We start from the raw sequence: 14,634 nt of genomic DNA on the forward strand, positions 1-14,634 counted from the left end.
AGCGTTCTTTCGCGTGCTGGCGTCTGTCCTGCGGACTCTTATGGGCGATGCCACCCCGGCCGCCACGGTGTCTTCCGGGGCCGGCGGGTACGGGGAGTGCGGAACAGCACGTATGCCGCCCCGTGTTTCCCCGACTCACGAGGAGCGCCCATGCGCGTCAGAGCACGTCTCGTCATCGCCGCCGTCAGTGCGGCCCTCATCGCCTGCCTGGGGCTGGTCCTGCCCTCCGAGGCGGCGACCCTCCCGGCTCCGGTCTCCTGTTCCGGCTGCTGGAAGCCGGCGCTGAACACCAGTTGGCAGTGGCAGCTCTCGTCGGTGCCGTCCGCGCCGTACCTGGACGTCACCATGTACGACATCGACGGGTTCGACGCCACCGCCGGCGACGTGTCACAGCTTCACTCCACCAAGTCCGGCCGCAAGGCGGTCTGCTACATCAGCGCCGGGACGTACGAGAACTGGCGGCCGGACGCCGGTGACTTCCCCGCCAGTGTGCTCGGCAGCGACGTCGACGGCTGGGCCGGCGAGCGCTGGCTCGACGTACGGCAGTACACCGGAACGCTCGGCACGATCCTCAAGGCGCGCATGGACATGTGCGTGTCCAAGGGCTTCGACGCCGTCGAGTTCGACAACGTCGACGGGTACGACAACGATCCCGGGTTCCCGATCACCGCGAACGACCAGCTGAACTACGACGCCTGGCTGGCGAACGAGGCGCACACCCGCGGGCTGTCAGTGGGGCTCAAGAACGACATCGCCCAGCTGAAGTCGCTCCAGCCGTACTTCGACTGGGCCCTCAACGAGGAGTGCTGGAACTACGGCGAGTGCACCACCGCGCAGACCGGCTACGGCTATGACAAGTTCGTCGCCGCCGGGAAGGCCGTCTTCAACGTGGAGTACGACCTGGCCACCTCCAAGTTCTGCGACAAGGCCAACGCGCAGAACTTCAACTCCCTGAAGAAGAAGCTCGACCTGGACGCCTACCGGGTGCCCTGCCGCGGCGTCTGACCCCGGCACGGAGACCGGCGGCGGGCCACGTGCCGCCGCCGGTCTCTCCGTCCGCGTGACAACGTTGTCCCCAACGGCGACCGAGGCATTGACGCGACCTTGACCGCTGGTTAACTTCCATGAGAGCGCTCTCTCGCTCATCGAACGTGCGCCCCGCCAGCGCCCGGTTAGGGTTCAGGAGCACCTCGCCATGCCCGTACGGAGATCGATTCTTCCTGCCCTCCTCGTCCTCGTGTCGACAACGTTGTCTTCAGGTCTCGTCGCCGGTCAGGCGTCCGCCGCCACGATCTGCAACAAGTACTGCGACGCCCGCGACCCCGCGCAGAGCCCGCAGGACCGGGTGCCGGTCACCGCCGCGCTGTCCGGCCGTACGCTCACGATGCACTTCGACGACACGGACGCGATGGGCTGGGCGGCCGTCGACAACGGTGCCGCCGGCGACGTCGTGTGGCTGGACCGGTCGATGGACGGCGGCCGTACCTGGAGCGACGGCAGCCGGCTCGGCAACACGACCGTGCCGTCCGGGCAGCGGGGCTGGCGCACGCTGATGTACAACGTGGACGACTGGAACACCGAGGGCGTCGGCGCGCTGCGCGCGTGCGGCCAGGTGGCGGGCGGCTCGATCGCGTGCACGGCCTGGGCCCGTGCGACCTGGAACGCCGGCGAACGGCGCACCGCCGCGGCCACCGCCCTGATGATGTCGTTCGACCGGAACACCAAGCTGTTCGGCGGCAACGGCTGGTGGACGGCGGCCAACGCGCTGACCGCGATCATCGACAACGTCCGCGTCACCGGCATGGGCAGCTACCGGTACGCGATCGGTGAGACCTATGAGAAGAACCTCGGCGCGCAGGGCGGCAACTTCACCAACGAGTACATCGACGACACCGGCTGGTGGGGCCTGGCCTGGGTGGACGCCTACGACCTGACCGGCGACAGCCGTTACCTCACCACCGCGCGCACGGACGCGGACCACATGTTCGCGTACTGGGACGGCACGTGCGGCGGAGGCGTCTGGTGGAGCCAGAGCCGCACGTACAAGAACGCCATCACCAACGAGCTGTTCCTGCAGCTCACCGCCGCGCTGCACAACCGCATCCCCGGAGACACGACGTACCTGGGCCGGGCGCGGAACGAGTGGACCTGGTTCCAGAACAGCGGAATGATCAACGGCGATCACATGATCAACGACGGTCTGACCGGCTCCTGCGCCAACAACGGGCAGCCGACCTGGACCTACAACCAGGGTGTCGTGCTCGGCGGGCTGACCGAGCTGTCCAGGGCCACCGGCGACTCGGGGCCGCTGACCACGGCGCGGACGCTGGCCGACGCCTCCACCAGCAGGCTGCAGAGCGGCGGTGTGCTGCGCGAGCCCGGGGAGGGCGACGGCTGCACCGGCGACGGTCCCTCCTTCAAGGGCGCCTACGTACGCGGCCTGGGCCGCCTCAACGGCCAGCTGAGCGGTCACCCGTACGCCGCGACGCTCTCGAGCTGGGCGAACTCCGCGTACGCCCACGATCGGAACGCGCTCGACCAGTACGGCCCCCACTGGGCCGGCGGCAGCGGCACCAGCGACTACGGCTGCCAGCAGAGCGTGCTCGACCTCCTCAACGCGGCCGGTTGAGACGATGGCCCGCGCACGGAGGCTCACGCCCGTCTGGGTGCTGTCCCTGCTCGCCGCGCTGCTCGTCGTGGGCGCGGCCCCGGCCCGCGCCGCCACCACGTCCATCACGGTGGACGGCGCCCAGGGCGGCCGGACGTTCGACGGCGTCGGCGCGATCAGCGGCGGTGGCGGCAACTCGCGGCTGCTGACGAACTATCCCGCCGCCCAGCAGGCGCAGATCCTGGACTACCTGTTCAAACCGGGCTACGGAGCCGCCCTGCAACTGCTCAAACTGGAGATCGGCGGCGACGCCAACTCCACCGACGGCTCCGAGCCGTCGATCGAGCACACACGCGGCACGGTCGACTGTGGTGCGGGTTATGAGTTCTGGCTGGCCGAGCAGGCCAAGGCGCGCAACCCCGGCATCGGCCTGTACGGCCTGGCGTGGGCGGCACCGGGCTGGATCCAGGGCGGGTTCTGGTCCGCCGACACGATCGACTACCTGATCTCGTGGCTGGACTGCGCCAGGCAGCACGGCCTGAGCATCGGCCACCTCGGCGGCTGGAACGAGCGCGGCCACGACGCGGGCTGGTTCGTCCGGCTGCGCTCGGCGCTGGACGCGCACGGCTATTCCGGCGTACGGCTCGTCGCCGACGACACCGGCTGGGGCGTGGCCGACGACATGGCGAGCGACTCCGCGTTCGACGACGCCGTCGCCATCATCGGCACGCACTACTCGTGTGAGGGCGGCGACGGCGGCAGCGCCGACACCTGCTCCAGCACGGCCACGGCCCGCGGCAACGGCAAGCCGCTGTGGGACAGCGAGAACGGCTCGCAGGACATGAACACCGGCGCGCCCGCGTGGATCCGCGCCATCGTCCGCGGCTACACGGACGCCCGCATGACCAGCACCTTCAACTGGCCGCTGCTCGCCGCGATCTACCCGACCCTGCCGTACGCCACCGTCGGCCTGATGACCGCCGCGTCCCCCTGGTCGGGCGACTACACCGTCGGCGCGAGCACCTGGGCCACCGCGCAGGTCACGCAGTTCACCCGGCCCGGCTGGACGTTCGTCGACAGCGCGTCGGGCTACCTCGGCGGCGCGGAGTCCAACGGCGCGTACGTGACGCTGAAGTCGGGCTCGGACTACTCGACCGTTCTGGAGACCACGACCTCCGGCGCGGCGCAGACCGTGAACGTCCACGTCCAGGGCGGCCTGTCCACCGGGACCGTCCACGTCTGGGCGACGAACGTGAACGACCCGAGCGCCTCCACGTCGTTCGTCCACACCGCGGACGTCACGCCGAGCGGCGGCTCGTACTCCCTGACGCTGCAGCCCGGTTACGTCTACACCGTCAGTACCCTCGGCGGCCAGGGCAAGGGGACCGCGGCGCCGCCCGCCGCACACGCGCTCGCCCTGCCGTACACCGACGGTTTCGAGGGCGTCGCCACCGGCGGCGAGGCGAAGTACCTGTCCGACATGCAGGGCTCGTTCGAGGCGAGGCCGTGCGCGGACGGCCGTACGGGACAGTGCGTACAGCAGGTCGCGCCGGTGAGACCGATCGAGTGGCAGGACGACTCCGACGCGTTCTCCCTCGTCGGCGACACGACCTGGTCCAACTACACGGTTACGGCCGACGTCGACCTCCGGCAGGCCGGCACCGCCGAACTGCTGGGCCGCGCCAACACGCAGGCCCGTCCGCAGTCACACCAGAACCTGTACAGGTTCCGTGTCGCGGACACCGGCGCGTGGTCGATCGTGAAGAGCTACTCCAGCGGCACGACGACCACGCTGGCGTCGGGCACGATCGCCGCGCCCGGCACCGGCACCTGGCACAAGCTGGGACTCACCTTCCAGGGCCCGCAGATCACCGCGACCGTGGACGGCCGTACGACGGGGACCGTCAGCGACGGCTCGTTCGTGTCGGGTCAGGTCGGCATCGGCGTGGCCGGCTACCAGACCGACCAGTTCGACAACCTGTCGGTCACCCCGGGCAGCGGCACGGCCCAGCCGCCGCCGGGCCCGGTCACCTCGGGCATCAGCGGCAAGTGCCTCGACGACTACACCGGCTCGGCGGTGTCCGGCACGAAGGCCGACATCTGGGACTGCAACTCCACCGGGGCGCAGCGGTGGACGTTCATCGGCGGCACGCTCCAGACGAACGGGAAGTGCCTCGACGTCACCGGCGCGGGTGCCGCCAACGGCACTCTGGTGGAGATCTGGGACTGCAACAACGGCGCGAACCAGCAGTGGGAGCCCCGGAACGGGGCGCTCGTCAACCCGGTCTCCGGCCGCTGCCTCGACGACCCGGCGTTCAGCACGGCCAACGGCACCCAGGTCGACATCTGGGACTGCGACGGAGGCCTCAACCAGCAGTGGAGGCTGCCCGCCGCGCCGTGAGCCTCGTCCGCGAGCCGTCAGCAGGAACTGGTCTCCACGACCGTGAACGCCGGGAAGACGCCCGTGGTGGTGAAGGCGGGAACCGTCAGGTCGAACGGGTACGGGCGGTTGATCTGCCTCATCTGCGGACCGTCGAAATGAAGGGCCCTGCCGATGTTGTCGCCGTTGCGTTTCCTGAACTGGAAGGTCGCGTGCCACACGTCGGGGTCGGGACTGGCGGTCGTGAGCACCAGGCCGACCCACCTCATGGTGCCCTTGCGGATGTTGAGGATGATCGGCTCCTGCCGGATCAGCCGGCAGTCTCCCGCGTCGAGCTCACCGGCCGCCACGACGCCGATGTTCCCCTTCCCGTCGGAGTTGAGGCCGAACGTCGCTCGAATCGGACTCGGCGCCGCGTGCGCCGTCCCCGCGAACACCAGAGCCACCGCCGCCGCACAGGCGAGCGTTCCATAAGTGCGCTTGTACATGATTTCTCCTGACTTCGTCGGCAGAAGTCCCCCCACTTACCCGGACCTCGCTGATGAGGCGTTCCCCGCCGGTCACGCGCTGATGCCAGGCCCGTCACAGAGGCCCGGAAGGCGCCGCCCTCGGTGGAACGGCCCGGTGCCGGTCACCGTCTCCGGCGGCCTCGTCAAGCCTGATCGTGGAGGGCGAGCAGCGCCTGCCGGTCCACCTTTCCCGTGGGGGACAGCGGGAGCGACGCGCAGAGGCGGATCACCGCCGGGACCAGGTACTCCGGCAGCCGCGCGGCCAGATGGCGCCGGAGCGCGCCCGGCGTGCAGCCCTCGGTGGCCGGTACGACGAACGCGAACAGCGTCTTCTCGCCGGCCGAGGTCCGGCCGACCGTGACGTGGCTCTGTTTGACGTCCGGGTGCCCGTCGAGGTGGTGGCGGATCTCGCCGGGCTCGACGCGATAACCGTTGATCTTCACCTGGTCGTCCAGCCGGCCCTGGAAGACCACGTTCCCGTCGACGCGGAGGCGGCCGACGTCGCCGGTGCGATACAGCCGTCCGCCGGCGAGCTCGCACTCGACGAACCGCTCGCGGGTCGCCTCGGGCAGGCCGAGATAGCCCGGGGACAGCCCCGGCCCGGCCAGGCAGATCTCGCCGGTCTCCCCGGCGGCGCACAGCCGGTCGCCGTCGACCAGGTAGAGGCCGGTGTTCTGGATGGGCAGCCCGATCGGCAGGGCGGTCTCGTCCGGCGGCAACCGCCGTACGGGGTAGTAGGTGGCGAACGTCGTGCACTCCGTCGGGCCGTACACGCTGACCACCCGGTCGTCACCGTAGTGCCGCAGGGCGGCCGCCATGTGCCGCAGGGAGTGCGCCTCGCCGCCGGTGAGAATGGTGGTGACGTGCGCGAGAGTGTCCGGCGCGTCGTCGACGATGACGTTGAACAGCGCCGTCGTGAGGAACACGACCGTGATCCCGTGCTCTTCGATCACGTGCCTGAGCTCGGAGAACCGTACGTGCCGCGACGGGTAGAGCACGCAGGTGCCGCCCCGCAGCAGGGCGCCCCAGATCTCGAAGGTGGCGGCGTCGAAGGAGATCGGGGCCAGCTGCAGGAGCGTGGGGTGCTCGTCCAGGCGGGCGTACCGCGCGCCGTGGACGAGGCGGGCGACGGAGCGGTGGCGGACCGGCACGCCCTTGGGCCGGCCCGTGGAACCGGACGTGAAGTTGACGTAGGCGATGTCGTCCGGCCCGGCGCCGGACACGGGATCGGCGTCGTCGCCCGCCGGGTCGTCCGGCCGGACCGCCAGCACGCGGTGGTCCCGCAGACGCGTGGCCGGCGGCCCGGCCCGGTCGGTCACGACGACCTCGCAGCCGGCGGCGAGGAGGATTCCCCGCTGCCGCTCGCCGGGCCAGGCCGCGTCGAAGGGGAGGTACGCCGCGCCGCACTTCAGCACGGCGAGCAGCGCGACGACGAGCTCGGGGGAGCGGGCCACGCACACCCCGACCGTGTCTCCGCGTACGACGCCGGACGCACGCAGCCGGGCGGCCAGCGCGTTGGCCCGGCGGTTGAGCTCGCGGTAGCTCAGCGTGCGGCCGCGGTGGACAACGGCCGTGGCGCCGGGGCGCCGCGCGACCTGGCGCTCGAACAGCGCGGCCGTGCCGCGGTCGTCCGGGTACGGCTCCGTGGTCCGGTTGATCCGCCGGTGGATCGCCAGAGCCTCCGGGGTGGCCGTCAGCCTGAGCATGCGTACTCTCCCCTCCGGCGCCGTTAGATGTCGGCCCGGGCGGTGTTCCGCCGGATGACGGTGACGATGTCGCGGACGCTGCTGCCGTCGAACAGGGCGTCCGGCGGGAGAGAGCCCTCGCCGAACGCCGCCTCGGCCCGCTCGATCAGCCGGGCGGCGGTCAGTGACGTGCCGCCGGCGAAGAGGCCGCGCCGTACGCCGCCCTTCTCCACCTGATTGATCTTCCCGGCGTCGTACTCCATGATCTTGGACTCGTCGTAGTTCATCGTCTTGTGGGATCCGGGGATGAACTGCAGGCACCCGTTCTCGACGCCGGCCTCGGTGAACGCCGTCCAGACGGTGACGGTGCCGCCGAACTCGGCGTCCTCCGGCCAGACGATCTGCGGGTGCTTGGACTGGTTGACGCTGGAGAAGTTGTCCGCCTGGTGCCAGTCGGTGCCCTCGTCACCGGGGTACTTCGGGAAGAACTCGGTGCGCCAGCAGAGCGTGTCCGGCCCCAGGATGCTGGAGACCCGGTCGACGATCTCGGGCCGGGTGATGTGCTCGGCCAGGAAGTCGATGTCGAAATGGCGGTCGTAGCTGGCCAGGTTCGTGCTGCCGGAGATCTTGCTGTCCTGGGCGTAGATGGAGGTCGTGGAGTTGATGAGCCGGGGGCGCAGCGCGCGCCGGTTCGCCTCCATCTCCTCGGGCTCGTAGAGGTCGAACGGCCCGATGTAGCCGTCGCGGTGGAACTGCGCGAGCTCGTCGGCGGTGAGCGCGAAGCCGGTCTGTGTCACGTGTTACCTCTCCGTTGTGGGCGATGAGAAGCGGGCGGCCGTACGTCCTCCTCACATCAGCTCTCTCAGCCGCCCCAGTCCTGTCTGGACGCGGTCGGACGGGACGGCCCCGTAGCCGAGCAGCAGCCCGTGGAGCGAGTCCCGTGGTTCGGTGAAGTCGCCGAGGGAGTACAGCCACACCCCGGCCCGCCGCGCGGCACGTACCAGCGGCCACATGCCGGCCGGGGCGGTCGCGGTCACGTGGAGTCCGGCGGAGGCGGGCAGCAGGGTCAGTACGTCGGCGAAGTCCCGGCGTACGAGCCAGATCAGGGCCTTGCGTCGCGCCCGGTACTCGGCCTGGGCCTTCCGCACGTGCACGGTGAGCTCGCCGTCCGCCATGAAGCGGGCCAGCGCCGCCTGCTCGACGCTCGGTGAGAACAGGTCGGTGAAGTACTTCGCCTTCTCCATCGCGATGCGCAGGGCCGGCGGCGCGAGCAGGAAGCCGAGCCGCAGGGCGGGCAGCAGCACCTTGGAGAACGAGCCGAGATGGATGACGCGCCCGGGGTCGAGGACGTACAACGGCTCGAGCGGATCGTCGGTGAAACGGAAGTCGCTGTCGTAGTCGTCCTCGACGATCACCGCGTCGTGGCGTCCGGCCCACGCGATCAGCTCGGCCCTGCGCCGTGCCGACATCGGCATACCGAGGGGGAACTGGTGGGCCGGCGTCACGTACACGAGGCGGCAGCCGGGCGGGATCGCCTCGACGACGATGCCCTCCTCGTCCACGGGTACGCCGACCGGCCGCGCACCGAGCGCGGTGAAGACCTGGCGCGGCGGCGGGTATCCCGGGTTCTCGACCGCGACCCGGTCGCCGGGCCTGAGCAGGACCTTGGCCGCGATGTCCAGCGCCTGCTGGGATCCGCCGGTCACCAGCACGGCATCGGGCCTCACCTGGACGCCCCGGGCGAGTTCGAGCCGGCGGGCGATCTGGGTCCGCAGCCCGGCGTGCCCGCGGGGATCCTCATAGGTCAGCCGCTCGCGCGGCAGGTCCCGGAACTGCCGGGCGAGATGGTCCTGCCAGATCTCGAACGGGAACAGTCCCGCGTCCGGCACGCCCGCGCGGAAGTCGTACTCCGGCTTCGTGGTGAGGAACAGCGGCGGCCGCGAGATCGTGGACCAGACGTCACGGGCCGCGGGCGACGGCACGGCCGGTACATCCAACGTCATCGGATCGCCTCCCGGTCCCCCGGCCCGCGGTGCCGGGCCGCCGGGGAGAAACGCTACGGACGGCGGGAGCGGTGATCATCGCGCTGCGGGGGACACCTCGGGTAGCTCGCGCGGGGGACGGTCACGGGTCCGCGGGGCGAAACGCCCTAGTCTTGGCCCATGAGCGCGCAACCTCGATTCGACCGTGGGCACACCGACGACCTGGCCGCGTTCGTCGCGGCGTCTCCCTCGCCGTACCACGTGGTGGCCAACGTCGCCGAGCGGCTGGAGAAGGCCGGTTTCACCCAGGTCGCGGAGACCGACGCGTGGGAGGGAACGGCCGGCGGGCGTTACGTCATCCGCGGCGGGGCGATCGTCGCCTGGTTCGTCCCCGAGGGCGCGCCGCCGGAGACGCCGTTCCGCGTCGTCGGCGCCCACACCGACTCGCCCAACCTGCGGGTGAAGCCGCGGCCCGACTTCGGGGCATTCGGCTGGCGGCAGGTCGCCGTCGAGATCTACGGAGGCCCGCTGCTCAACAGCTGGCTCGACCGCGACCTGGGCCTGTCGGGGCGGCTCGTGCTGCGCGACGGGAGTACGCGGCTGATCGCCGTCGACCGCCCGCTGCTGCGGGTGCCGCAGCTCGCCATCCACCTGGACCGCGGCGTCAACCAGAACGGGCTCGTCCTCGACCACCAGCGCCACATGCAGCCCGTGTGGGGTCTCGGCCAGGTCGACGAGGGCGACCTGATCCGGTTCGCGGCGGAGGAGGCGGGCGTCGAGGTGACGGAGGTCGTCGGCTGGGACCTCATGGCCCACGACGTCCAGCCGCCCGCCTACCTGGGCCGGGACCGGGAGTTCCTCGCCGCCGCGCGGCTGGACGACCAGCTCTCCGTGCACGCCGGCGCCGCCGCGCTGATCGCGGCGTCCGGCGCCCCGGACCTGAACCACGCGCCGGTGCTGGCCGCCTTCGACCACGAGGAGAACGGCAGCGAGTCCGACACCGGCGCCGGCGGTCCGCTGCTCGGCCGGATCATGGAACGCTCGGTCGTCGTGCGCGGCGGATCGTATGAGGACCGGGCGCGCGCCCTCGCCGGCACCGTCTGCGTGTCCGCCGACACCGGTCACGCCGTGCACCCCAACTACCCCGAGAAGCACGACCCGACCCACCGTCCGATGCCGGGCGGCGGGCCCATCCTCAAGGTCAACGTCAACCAGCGGTACGCCACGGACGGCGTCGGCCGCCGCCTGTGGACCGAGGCGTGCGATCGGGCCGGCTTCCCGTCACAGCACTTCGTCTCCAACAACGCGATGCCGTGCGGCACGACGATCGGCCCGATCACCGCCGCCCGGCACGGCATCTCCACGGTGGACGTGGGAGTGCCGATCCTGTCCATGCACTCGGCGCGCGAGCTGTGCGGCGCGGACGACCCGTTCCTGCTGGCCGGCGCTTTGACGGCGTTTCTCGGCGGCTGAGCCGCGCGGGCGTCAGCAACGCGCGCGCACGGTGCCGTGCTGGACACGGGGCAGCCTGTCGACGGCCTTCATCGTGACGACCGAGCTGGTCTGCCACAGCGTTCCCGCCGCGAGACCGGCGTACCGCTCGCCGAGAAGGTCGCGTGAGCCGAGATAGCGGTACGTCTTCGGGTCGAAGATGAGCTGCCCGACCATCTTGATGTCGATCGCCCCCCAGGCATAGGTGAACTCGATCGCCATCCCGTGATGACCGGCCGCGTCCTCGGCGTGGCCGGCCACCGTGACCCCGGGGATCGTGCCGCCGAGGCGGAACAGGGACGCGCGCAGCCTGGCCGACGGAACGCCCATGGTCAGCATGTCGCTGATCACCTGCCACTTCGCGGCCGGGGGCTGGGCGTCGCCGAAGATCTCGCCGCGAAGCCGGTCCGGATCGGTCGGCAGGGTGGACATCCAGCGGTAGTTCGGCTCGTACGGGCTGCCGGGCTCGCACAGGGCGTTGAACTCCTCCCCGCCTCCGAGGCCCGGCATGCGGGCCGGCAGTCTCATGCCGGGCGCGAAAGGAGTCGGGTGCCCGGCGAGGTCGCGGTCGAGAATCTGCCCCTTGTCGACCACGCTCTGCCACTGTTCCGTACGCCGGTCGACGTAGTACGGCGGGTCGTCCGGGGACCACGCCGCAGGGCTTTTGACCGGGTACGGCCGCTGGAGATTCTCCAGCGGCGGTCCGGTGAGTTCCTTGCGGCGTTGCTCGATGTAGACGTACTGGTCCTTGCGGGGCCGGATGTCGGGCTCGGCGTCGGCCGCCGCCGCTGCGCGGTTCAGCAGGTTCGCGGCGGCGGCGTCGGGCGTGGCGAACGGCCCGCCGCGGTGCCCGCCGACGACCTGAACGGCCGTCACTCCCGCCGCCAGCGCGAGGACGACGGCGACCACGGCCAGCCGCAGCCCGGTACGGCGGGGAACGAACGCCCGCCCGCGGCCCGGACTCCTCGCGCCGAAGCGACCGGTCACCTGGGCACGGACGGCCGCGAGCCGCTCAGGGTCGGGGTCGGCGAGCCGGGCCCGCATCTCGCGCAGCCGGTTCAGTTCACTCATTCGCGGAGTCCTTGTCGCTGGAAGCCGATGTGTCGAGTGCCTCGCGAAGCCGCCTGCGGGCGCGGTGAAGACGGGAGCGGACGGTGCCCAGCGGGACGGCCAGGGCGGCGGCCAGTTCCTCGTAGGAGAGCCCGCCCCAGATGTGCAGGAGCAGGGCGTCGCGGTCCCGTTTCTTCAGCGACGCCAGCGCTCCGGCCAGCCGGGAGCCGTCCGAGACCGCGTCGGCGACGCTCTCCTCGTGACCCTCCACGATGAGCGGGTCGGCGCCCGACCGGGCGTACGCGCGGTACATCCGCACCTCGGCGCGCCGCCGCTGGCCGATGAGGTTGGTGGCGATGCCGTAGAGCCAGGGCGCGGCGTTCGCGCGTGTGGCGTCGTAGCTGTCCCGGCGCCGGAACGCGATGAGGAACGTGTCGGAGACGATGTCGTCGGCGGCGTCCGGGCCGAGCCGGCGGGCGGCGTAACCGCGCAGCCGGGCGGCGTGCCGGTCGAATATCGCCGCGAACTCCTCGGGCTCCTCGCGGGACCGCGCGATGACGCTCGCGTCGTCCTCACCTGGCGACGGCGGCGCGGCTCTGGAACTCGGCGCGGCGGAGGCCATACGGGACTTCCCTTCGGTCGGGCCCATCGACGAGTAACTCTGGGCGATCATCCCGTCCTTGGCCGATGCGCCCTGTCTGGTTCGTGCCACATGATCGCGTTTTGGTAACGGCGCGTGTCTCCGTGGTCGGCCGGCGGGTAAACGGAGGGCCGTAACCTCCCCTCGAGATGGCCCCTATCGGCCCGGCCGAGCCGGGCGCTTTTCCTTCTCGTATCCACGCGTGAAACTGGCGGTTGTGTCCGATGTGTCCGTTGTGTTGCGTGGCCGTGACCGTCAGATCGCCTTACTGGAAGAGCTGCTCGACCGGGCCCGCTCCGGGAGGGGCGGGGCGCTCGCCGTTCTGGCCGAGCCCGGCATGGGGAAGACCGCGCTGCTGGAGTTCGCCGTACGCCGGGCGGGGCCGGACTTCCGGACGCTCGGCATCCGGGGGATCCGCCAGGAGTCCTCGCTCGAACTCGCCGGGCTCCACCGCCTGCTCGGGCCCGTCGCGGACCGGATCGGGCGGCTGCCCGCCTGCCAGGCCGAGGCCCTCACCCGCGTCTTCGAGGGGAACGGCCCCGCCGACCCGTACACGCTCTGCACCGCGGTGCACGCCCTCCTGACCGAGACGGCGCGCGACGGACCCGTCCTGTGCTGGGGCGACGACGTGCACTGGCTCGACCGCGCGTCGCTCGACGCGATGGCGTTCACCGCGCGGCGGCTCGGCGGCGAGCCGGTGGTGATGCTGTTCGCCGCGCACAACGAGCACGTCACGACGCCGGAGCGCGACCGGCTCGCCGGGATCGCCCGGCTGCCGCTGCCCCCGCTGGAGGAGACCGCGAGCGCGGAGGTGCTCGCCGACCGGTGCCCCGTCGGCGTCGCCGAGGATCTGTCGGCGGGGCTGACCGAGCTGACCGGCGGCAACCCGCTCGCGCTGGTCGAGGTGGCCGCCGCGCTGACGCCCGGCCAGCTCTCCGGCGAGGAGCCGCCGCCGGAGACGCTGCCGCCCGGGAGCCGCCTGCGGGCGGTGTACCGGAGGCGGTTCTTCCGTCTGTCGCCCGACGCGCGCCGGCTGGCCCTGCTGGCCGTCGCCGACGACCGGCTCGACGGGCGGACCCTGACCAGGGCCGCCCTCGCCGACCGCCTCGACCTGCGCGAGCTGGAGGCCGTACGCGCCTGGGGGCTCGTGCGCGTCGACGGGGAGTCGATCAGCGTGCCGAGCCCGGTCATCCGCAGCGCCCTGTACGCCGACGCGCCCCTGTCCGAGCGCAACCTCGTGCACGAGCTGCTCGCCCAGGTCCTCGACGACGACCGGCAGCGGGCCCGGCGGGTCTGGCACCGTGCCGCGCTGGCCGGCGAGGCGGACGACGGGCTCGCCGCGGAGCTGTCCGAGGCCGCGGCCGAGGCCGCGGCGGCCGGCCGGTACACCGACTCCTCGCGCGCCTGGCAGCGGGCCTCGACGCTGACCCGCGACCGGGGCGAGCAGGCGACCATGCTGCTCGCGGCGGCGACGGACGCCTGGCTCGCCGGCCGGAGCCGGCGGTCGCGCTCCCTGATCCGGCAGCTCACACCCGCGACACGGCAGGGACGGCTCCGCGGGCGCGCCGACCTGCTGCGCGGCGAGATCGAGCTGCGCGACGGGCGGCCGGTGGCCGGGCGGCGGATGCTCCTCGACGCGGCGGACCGGCTGGCCGGCCACGACCGCCGGAGCGCGGTCACGGCACTCGCGTACGCGGGCGAGGCGAGCTGCCTGGGCGGTGACCTGCGGCGCTACCTCGCGATCGCCGAGCACGCCGCGGCGATGCGCCGGCGGCACGAGCCGCCCGACGTCGAGCTTCTCTTCTCCCACTTCGAGGGCATGGCCGCGACGTACCGCGGGCACCACCACGAGGCGGCCGAGCCGCTGCGCCGCACGGTGCGGCTGGCGGACGCCACCGACGACTCCGCCTCCAAGGTGTGGGCGAGCATGGCCGCGCTCATCCTCGGCGACGACCGGCGTACGCACGAGCTGGCCGGTGAGGCCGTACGGCTCGGCACCGGGGCGGACGCCGCCGTCAAGCCGTGGGCGCTCGCGTACCTGGCCATGGCCGATCTCTGGCTCGGCCGGTACCCGTCCGCCACCGCGCACTCCCTGGAAGGCCTGCGGCTGGCCCGCGCCGCCGGCCAGCAGAACCACGCGGTCGACCACCTCGCGACGATGGCGCTGCTCGCCGCGCTGCAGGGCGACAAGGACACCGCCCGGCTTCGCCTCGACGCGGTCTCCGACGCCGCGGCCCGGCGCGGGCTCGCCCGGCCCGGCGCGTTCACGACCTGGGCGCTCGCCTGCCT

10 protein-coding genes and 1 pseudogene are annotated in these 14,634 nt (G+C 71.9%); 5 read left to right on the forward strand and 6 right to left on the reverse strand.

Annotation, left to right across the window (positions count from 1 at the left end):
- The first annotated feature begins 150 nt into the window (after positions 1 to 150).
- From QWU11_RS27715 to QWU11_RS27725, 3 genes are all read left to right on the forward strand, one after another.
- On the forward strand, positions 151 to 1,005 hold the full coding sequence (locus QWU11_RS27715) for an endo alpha-1,4 polygalactosaminidase (RefSeq protein ID WP_290117369.1): 855 nt from the start codon (positions 151 to 153) through the stop codon (positions 1,003 to 1,005).
- A gap of 232 nt (positions 1,006 to 1,237) precedes the next feature.
- Positions 1,238 to 2,629 (forward strand): glycoside hydrolase family 76 protein, encoded by a 1,392-nt coding sequence (locus QWU11_RS27720; protein ID WP_290117370.1) that lies wholly within the window; start codon positions 1,238 to 1,240, stop codon positions 2,627 to 2,629.
- Positions 2,630 to 2,633: 4 nt separating this feature from the next.
- Complete coding sequence (locus QWU11_RS27725) at positions 2,634 to 5,009, forward strand: ricin-type beta-trefoil lectin domain protein (RefSeq protein WP_290117371.1); 2,376 nt, start codon at positions 2,634 to 2,636, stop codon at positions 5,007 to 5,009.
- A gap of 17 nt (positions 5,010 to 5,026) precedes the next feature.
- On the opposite strand, the gene QWU11_RS27730 is transcribed toward QWU11_RS27725, so the two are convergent.
- The 4 genes from QWU11_RS27730 to QWU11_RS27745 all read right to left on the reverse strand — a co-directional run bounded on the left by QWU11_RS27730 (position 5,027) and on the right by QWU11_RS27745 (position 9,185).
- Complete coding sequence (locus tag QWU11_RS27730) at positions 5,027 to 5,476, reverse strand: hypothetical protein (RefSeq protein WP_290117372.1); 450 nt, start codon at positions 5,474 to 5,476, stop codon at positions 5,027 to 5,029.
- A 164-nt stretch (positions 5,477 to 5,640) separates the two neighbouring features.
- Positions 5,641 to 7,203, reverse strand: a complete 1,563-nt coding sequence (locus tag QWU11_RS27735; protein ID WP_290117373.1) for an amino acid adenylation domain-containing protein — start codon at positions 7,201 to 7,203, stop codon at positions 5,641 to 5,643.
- A gap of 23 nt (positions 7,204 to 7,226) precedes the next feature.
- Positions 7,227 to 7,979 carry a chlorinating enzyme gene (locus QWU11_RS27740; protein WP_290117374.1) on the reverse strand — a complete coding sequence of 251 codons (753 nt, stop codon included), beginning with the start codon at positions 7,977 to 7,979 and terminating at the stop codon, positions 7,227 to 7,229.
- 51 nt (positions 7,980 to 8,030) lie between these two features.
- Positions 8,031 to 9,185 carry a PLP-dependent aminotransferase family protein gene (locus QWU11_RS27745; RefSeq protein WP_290117375.1) on the reverse strand — a complete coding sequence of 385 codons (1,155 nt, stop codon included), beginning with the start codon at positions 9,183 to 9,185 and terminating at the stop codon, positions 8,031 to 8,033.
- Between the two features lie 159 nt (positions 9,186 to 9,344).
- On the opposite strand from QWU11_RS27745, the gene QWU11_RS27750 reads away from it, so the two are divergent.
- Positions 9,345 to 10,637: a M18 family aminopeptidase gene (locus QWU11_RS27750; protein WP_290117376.1), complete on the forward strand. Its 1,293-nt coding sequence runs from the start codon at positions 9,345 to 9,347 to the stop codon at positions 10,635 to 10,637.
- A gap of 12 nt (positions 10,638 to 10,649) precedes the next feature.
- On the opposite strand, the gene QWU11_RS27755 is transcribed toward QWU11_RS27750, so the two are convergent.
- A complete protein-coding gene (locus QWU11_RS27755; RefSeq protein ID WP_290117377.1) occupies positions 10,650 to 11,726 on the reverse strand; it encodes a CU044_5270 family protein in 1,077 nt (358 codons plus the stop codon).
- Entirely contained in the window at positions 11,719 to 12,378 is a 660-nt protein-coding gene (locus QWU11_RS27760; protein ID WP_354670908.1) for an RNA polymerase sigma factor, read from the reverse strand. Before QWU11_RS27760 ends, QWU11_RS27755 begins: the two co-directional genes overlap by 8 nt.
- A gap of 202 nt (positions 12,379 to 12,580) precedes the next feature.
- On the opposite strand from QWU11_RS27760, the pseudogene QWU11_RS47465 reads away from it, so the two are divergent.
- A pseudogene (locus QWU11_RS47465) lies at positions 12,581 to 13,036 on the forward strand (ATP-binding protein); the annotation flags it as partial.
- Between the last annotated feature and the right edge of the window lie 1,598 nt (positions 13,037 to 14,634).

The organism is Actinomadura sp. DC4, assembly GCF_030406325.1.
In the GTDB taxonomy this organism is placed as follows: domain Bacteria; phylum Actinomycetota; class Actinomycetes; order Streptosporangiales; family Streptosporangiaceae; genus Actinoallomurus.

Coding starts and splice junctions, on each gene's coding strand:
- QWU11_RS27715 (WP_290117369.1), top strand. CDS start 151: ATGCGCGTCAGAGCACGTCTCGTCATCGCCGCCGTCAGTGCGGCCCTC.
- QWU11_RS27725 (WP_290117371.1), top strand. CDS start 2,634: ATGGCCCGCGCACGGAGGCTCACGCCCGTCTGGGTGCTGTCCCTGCTC.
- QWU11_RS27730 (WP_290117372.1), bottom strand. CDS start 5,476: ATGTACAAGCGCACTTATGGAACGCTCGCCTGTGCGGCGGCGGTGGCT.
- QWU11_RS27735 (WP_290117373.1), bottom strand. CDS start 7,203: ATGCTCAGGCTGACGGCCACCCCGGAGGCTCTGGCGATCCACCGGCGG.
- QWU11_RS27745 (WP_290117375.1), bottom strand. CDS start 9,185: ATGACGTTGGATGTACCGGCCGTGCCGTCGCCCGCGGCCCGTGACGTC.
- QWU11_RS27750 (WP_290117376.1), top strand. CDS start 9,345: ATGAGCGCGCAACCTCGATTCGACCGTGGGCACACCGACGACCTGGCC.
- QWU11_RS27755 (WP_290117377.1), bottom strand. CDS start 11,726: ATGAGTGAACTGAACCGGCTGCGCGAGATGCGGGCCCGGCTCGCCGAC.
- QWU11_RS27760 (WP_354670908.1), bottom strand. CDS start 12,378: ATGATCGCCCAGAGTTACTCGTCGATGGGCCCGACCGAAGGGAAGTCC.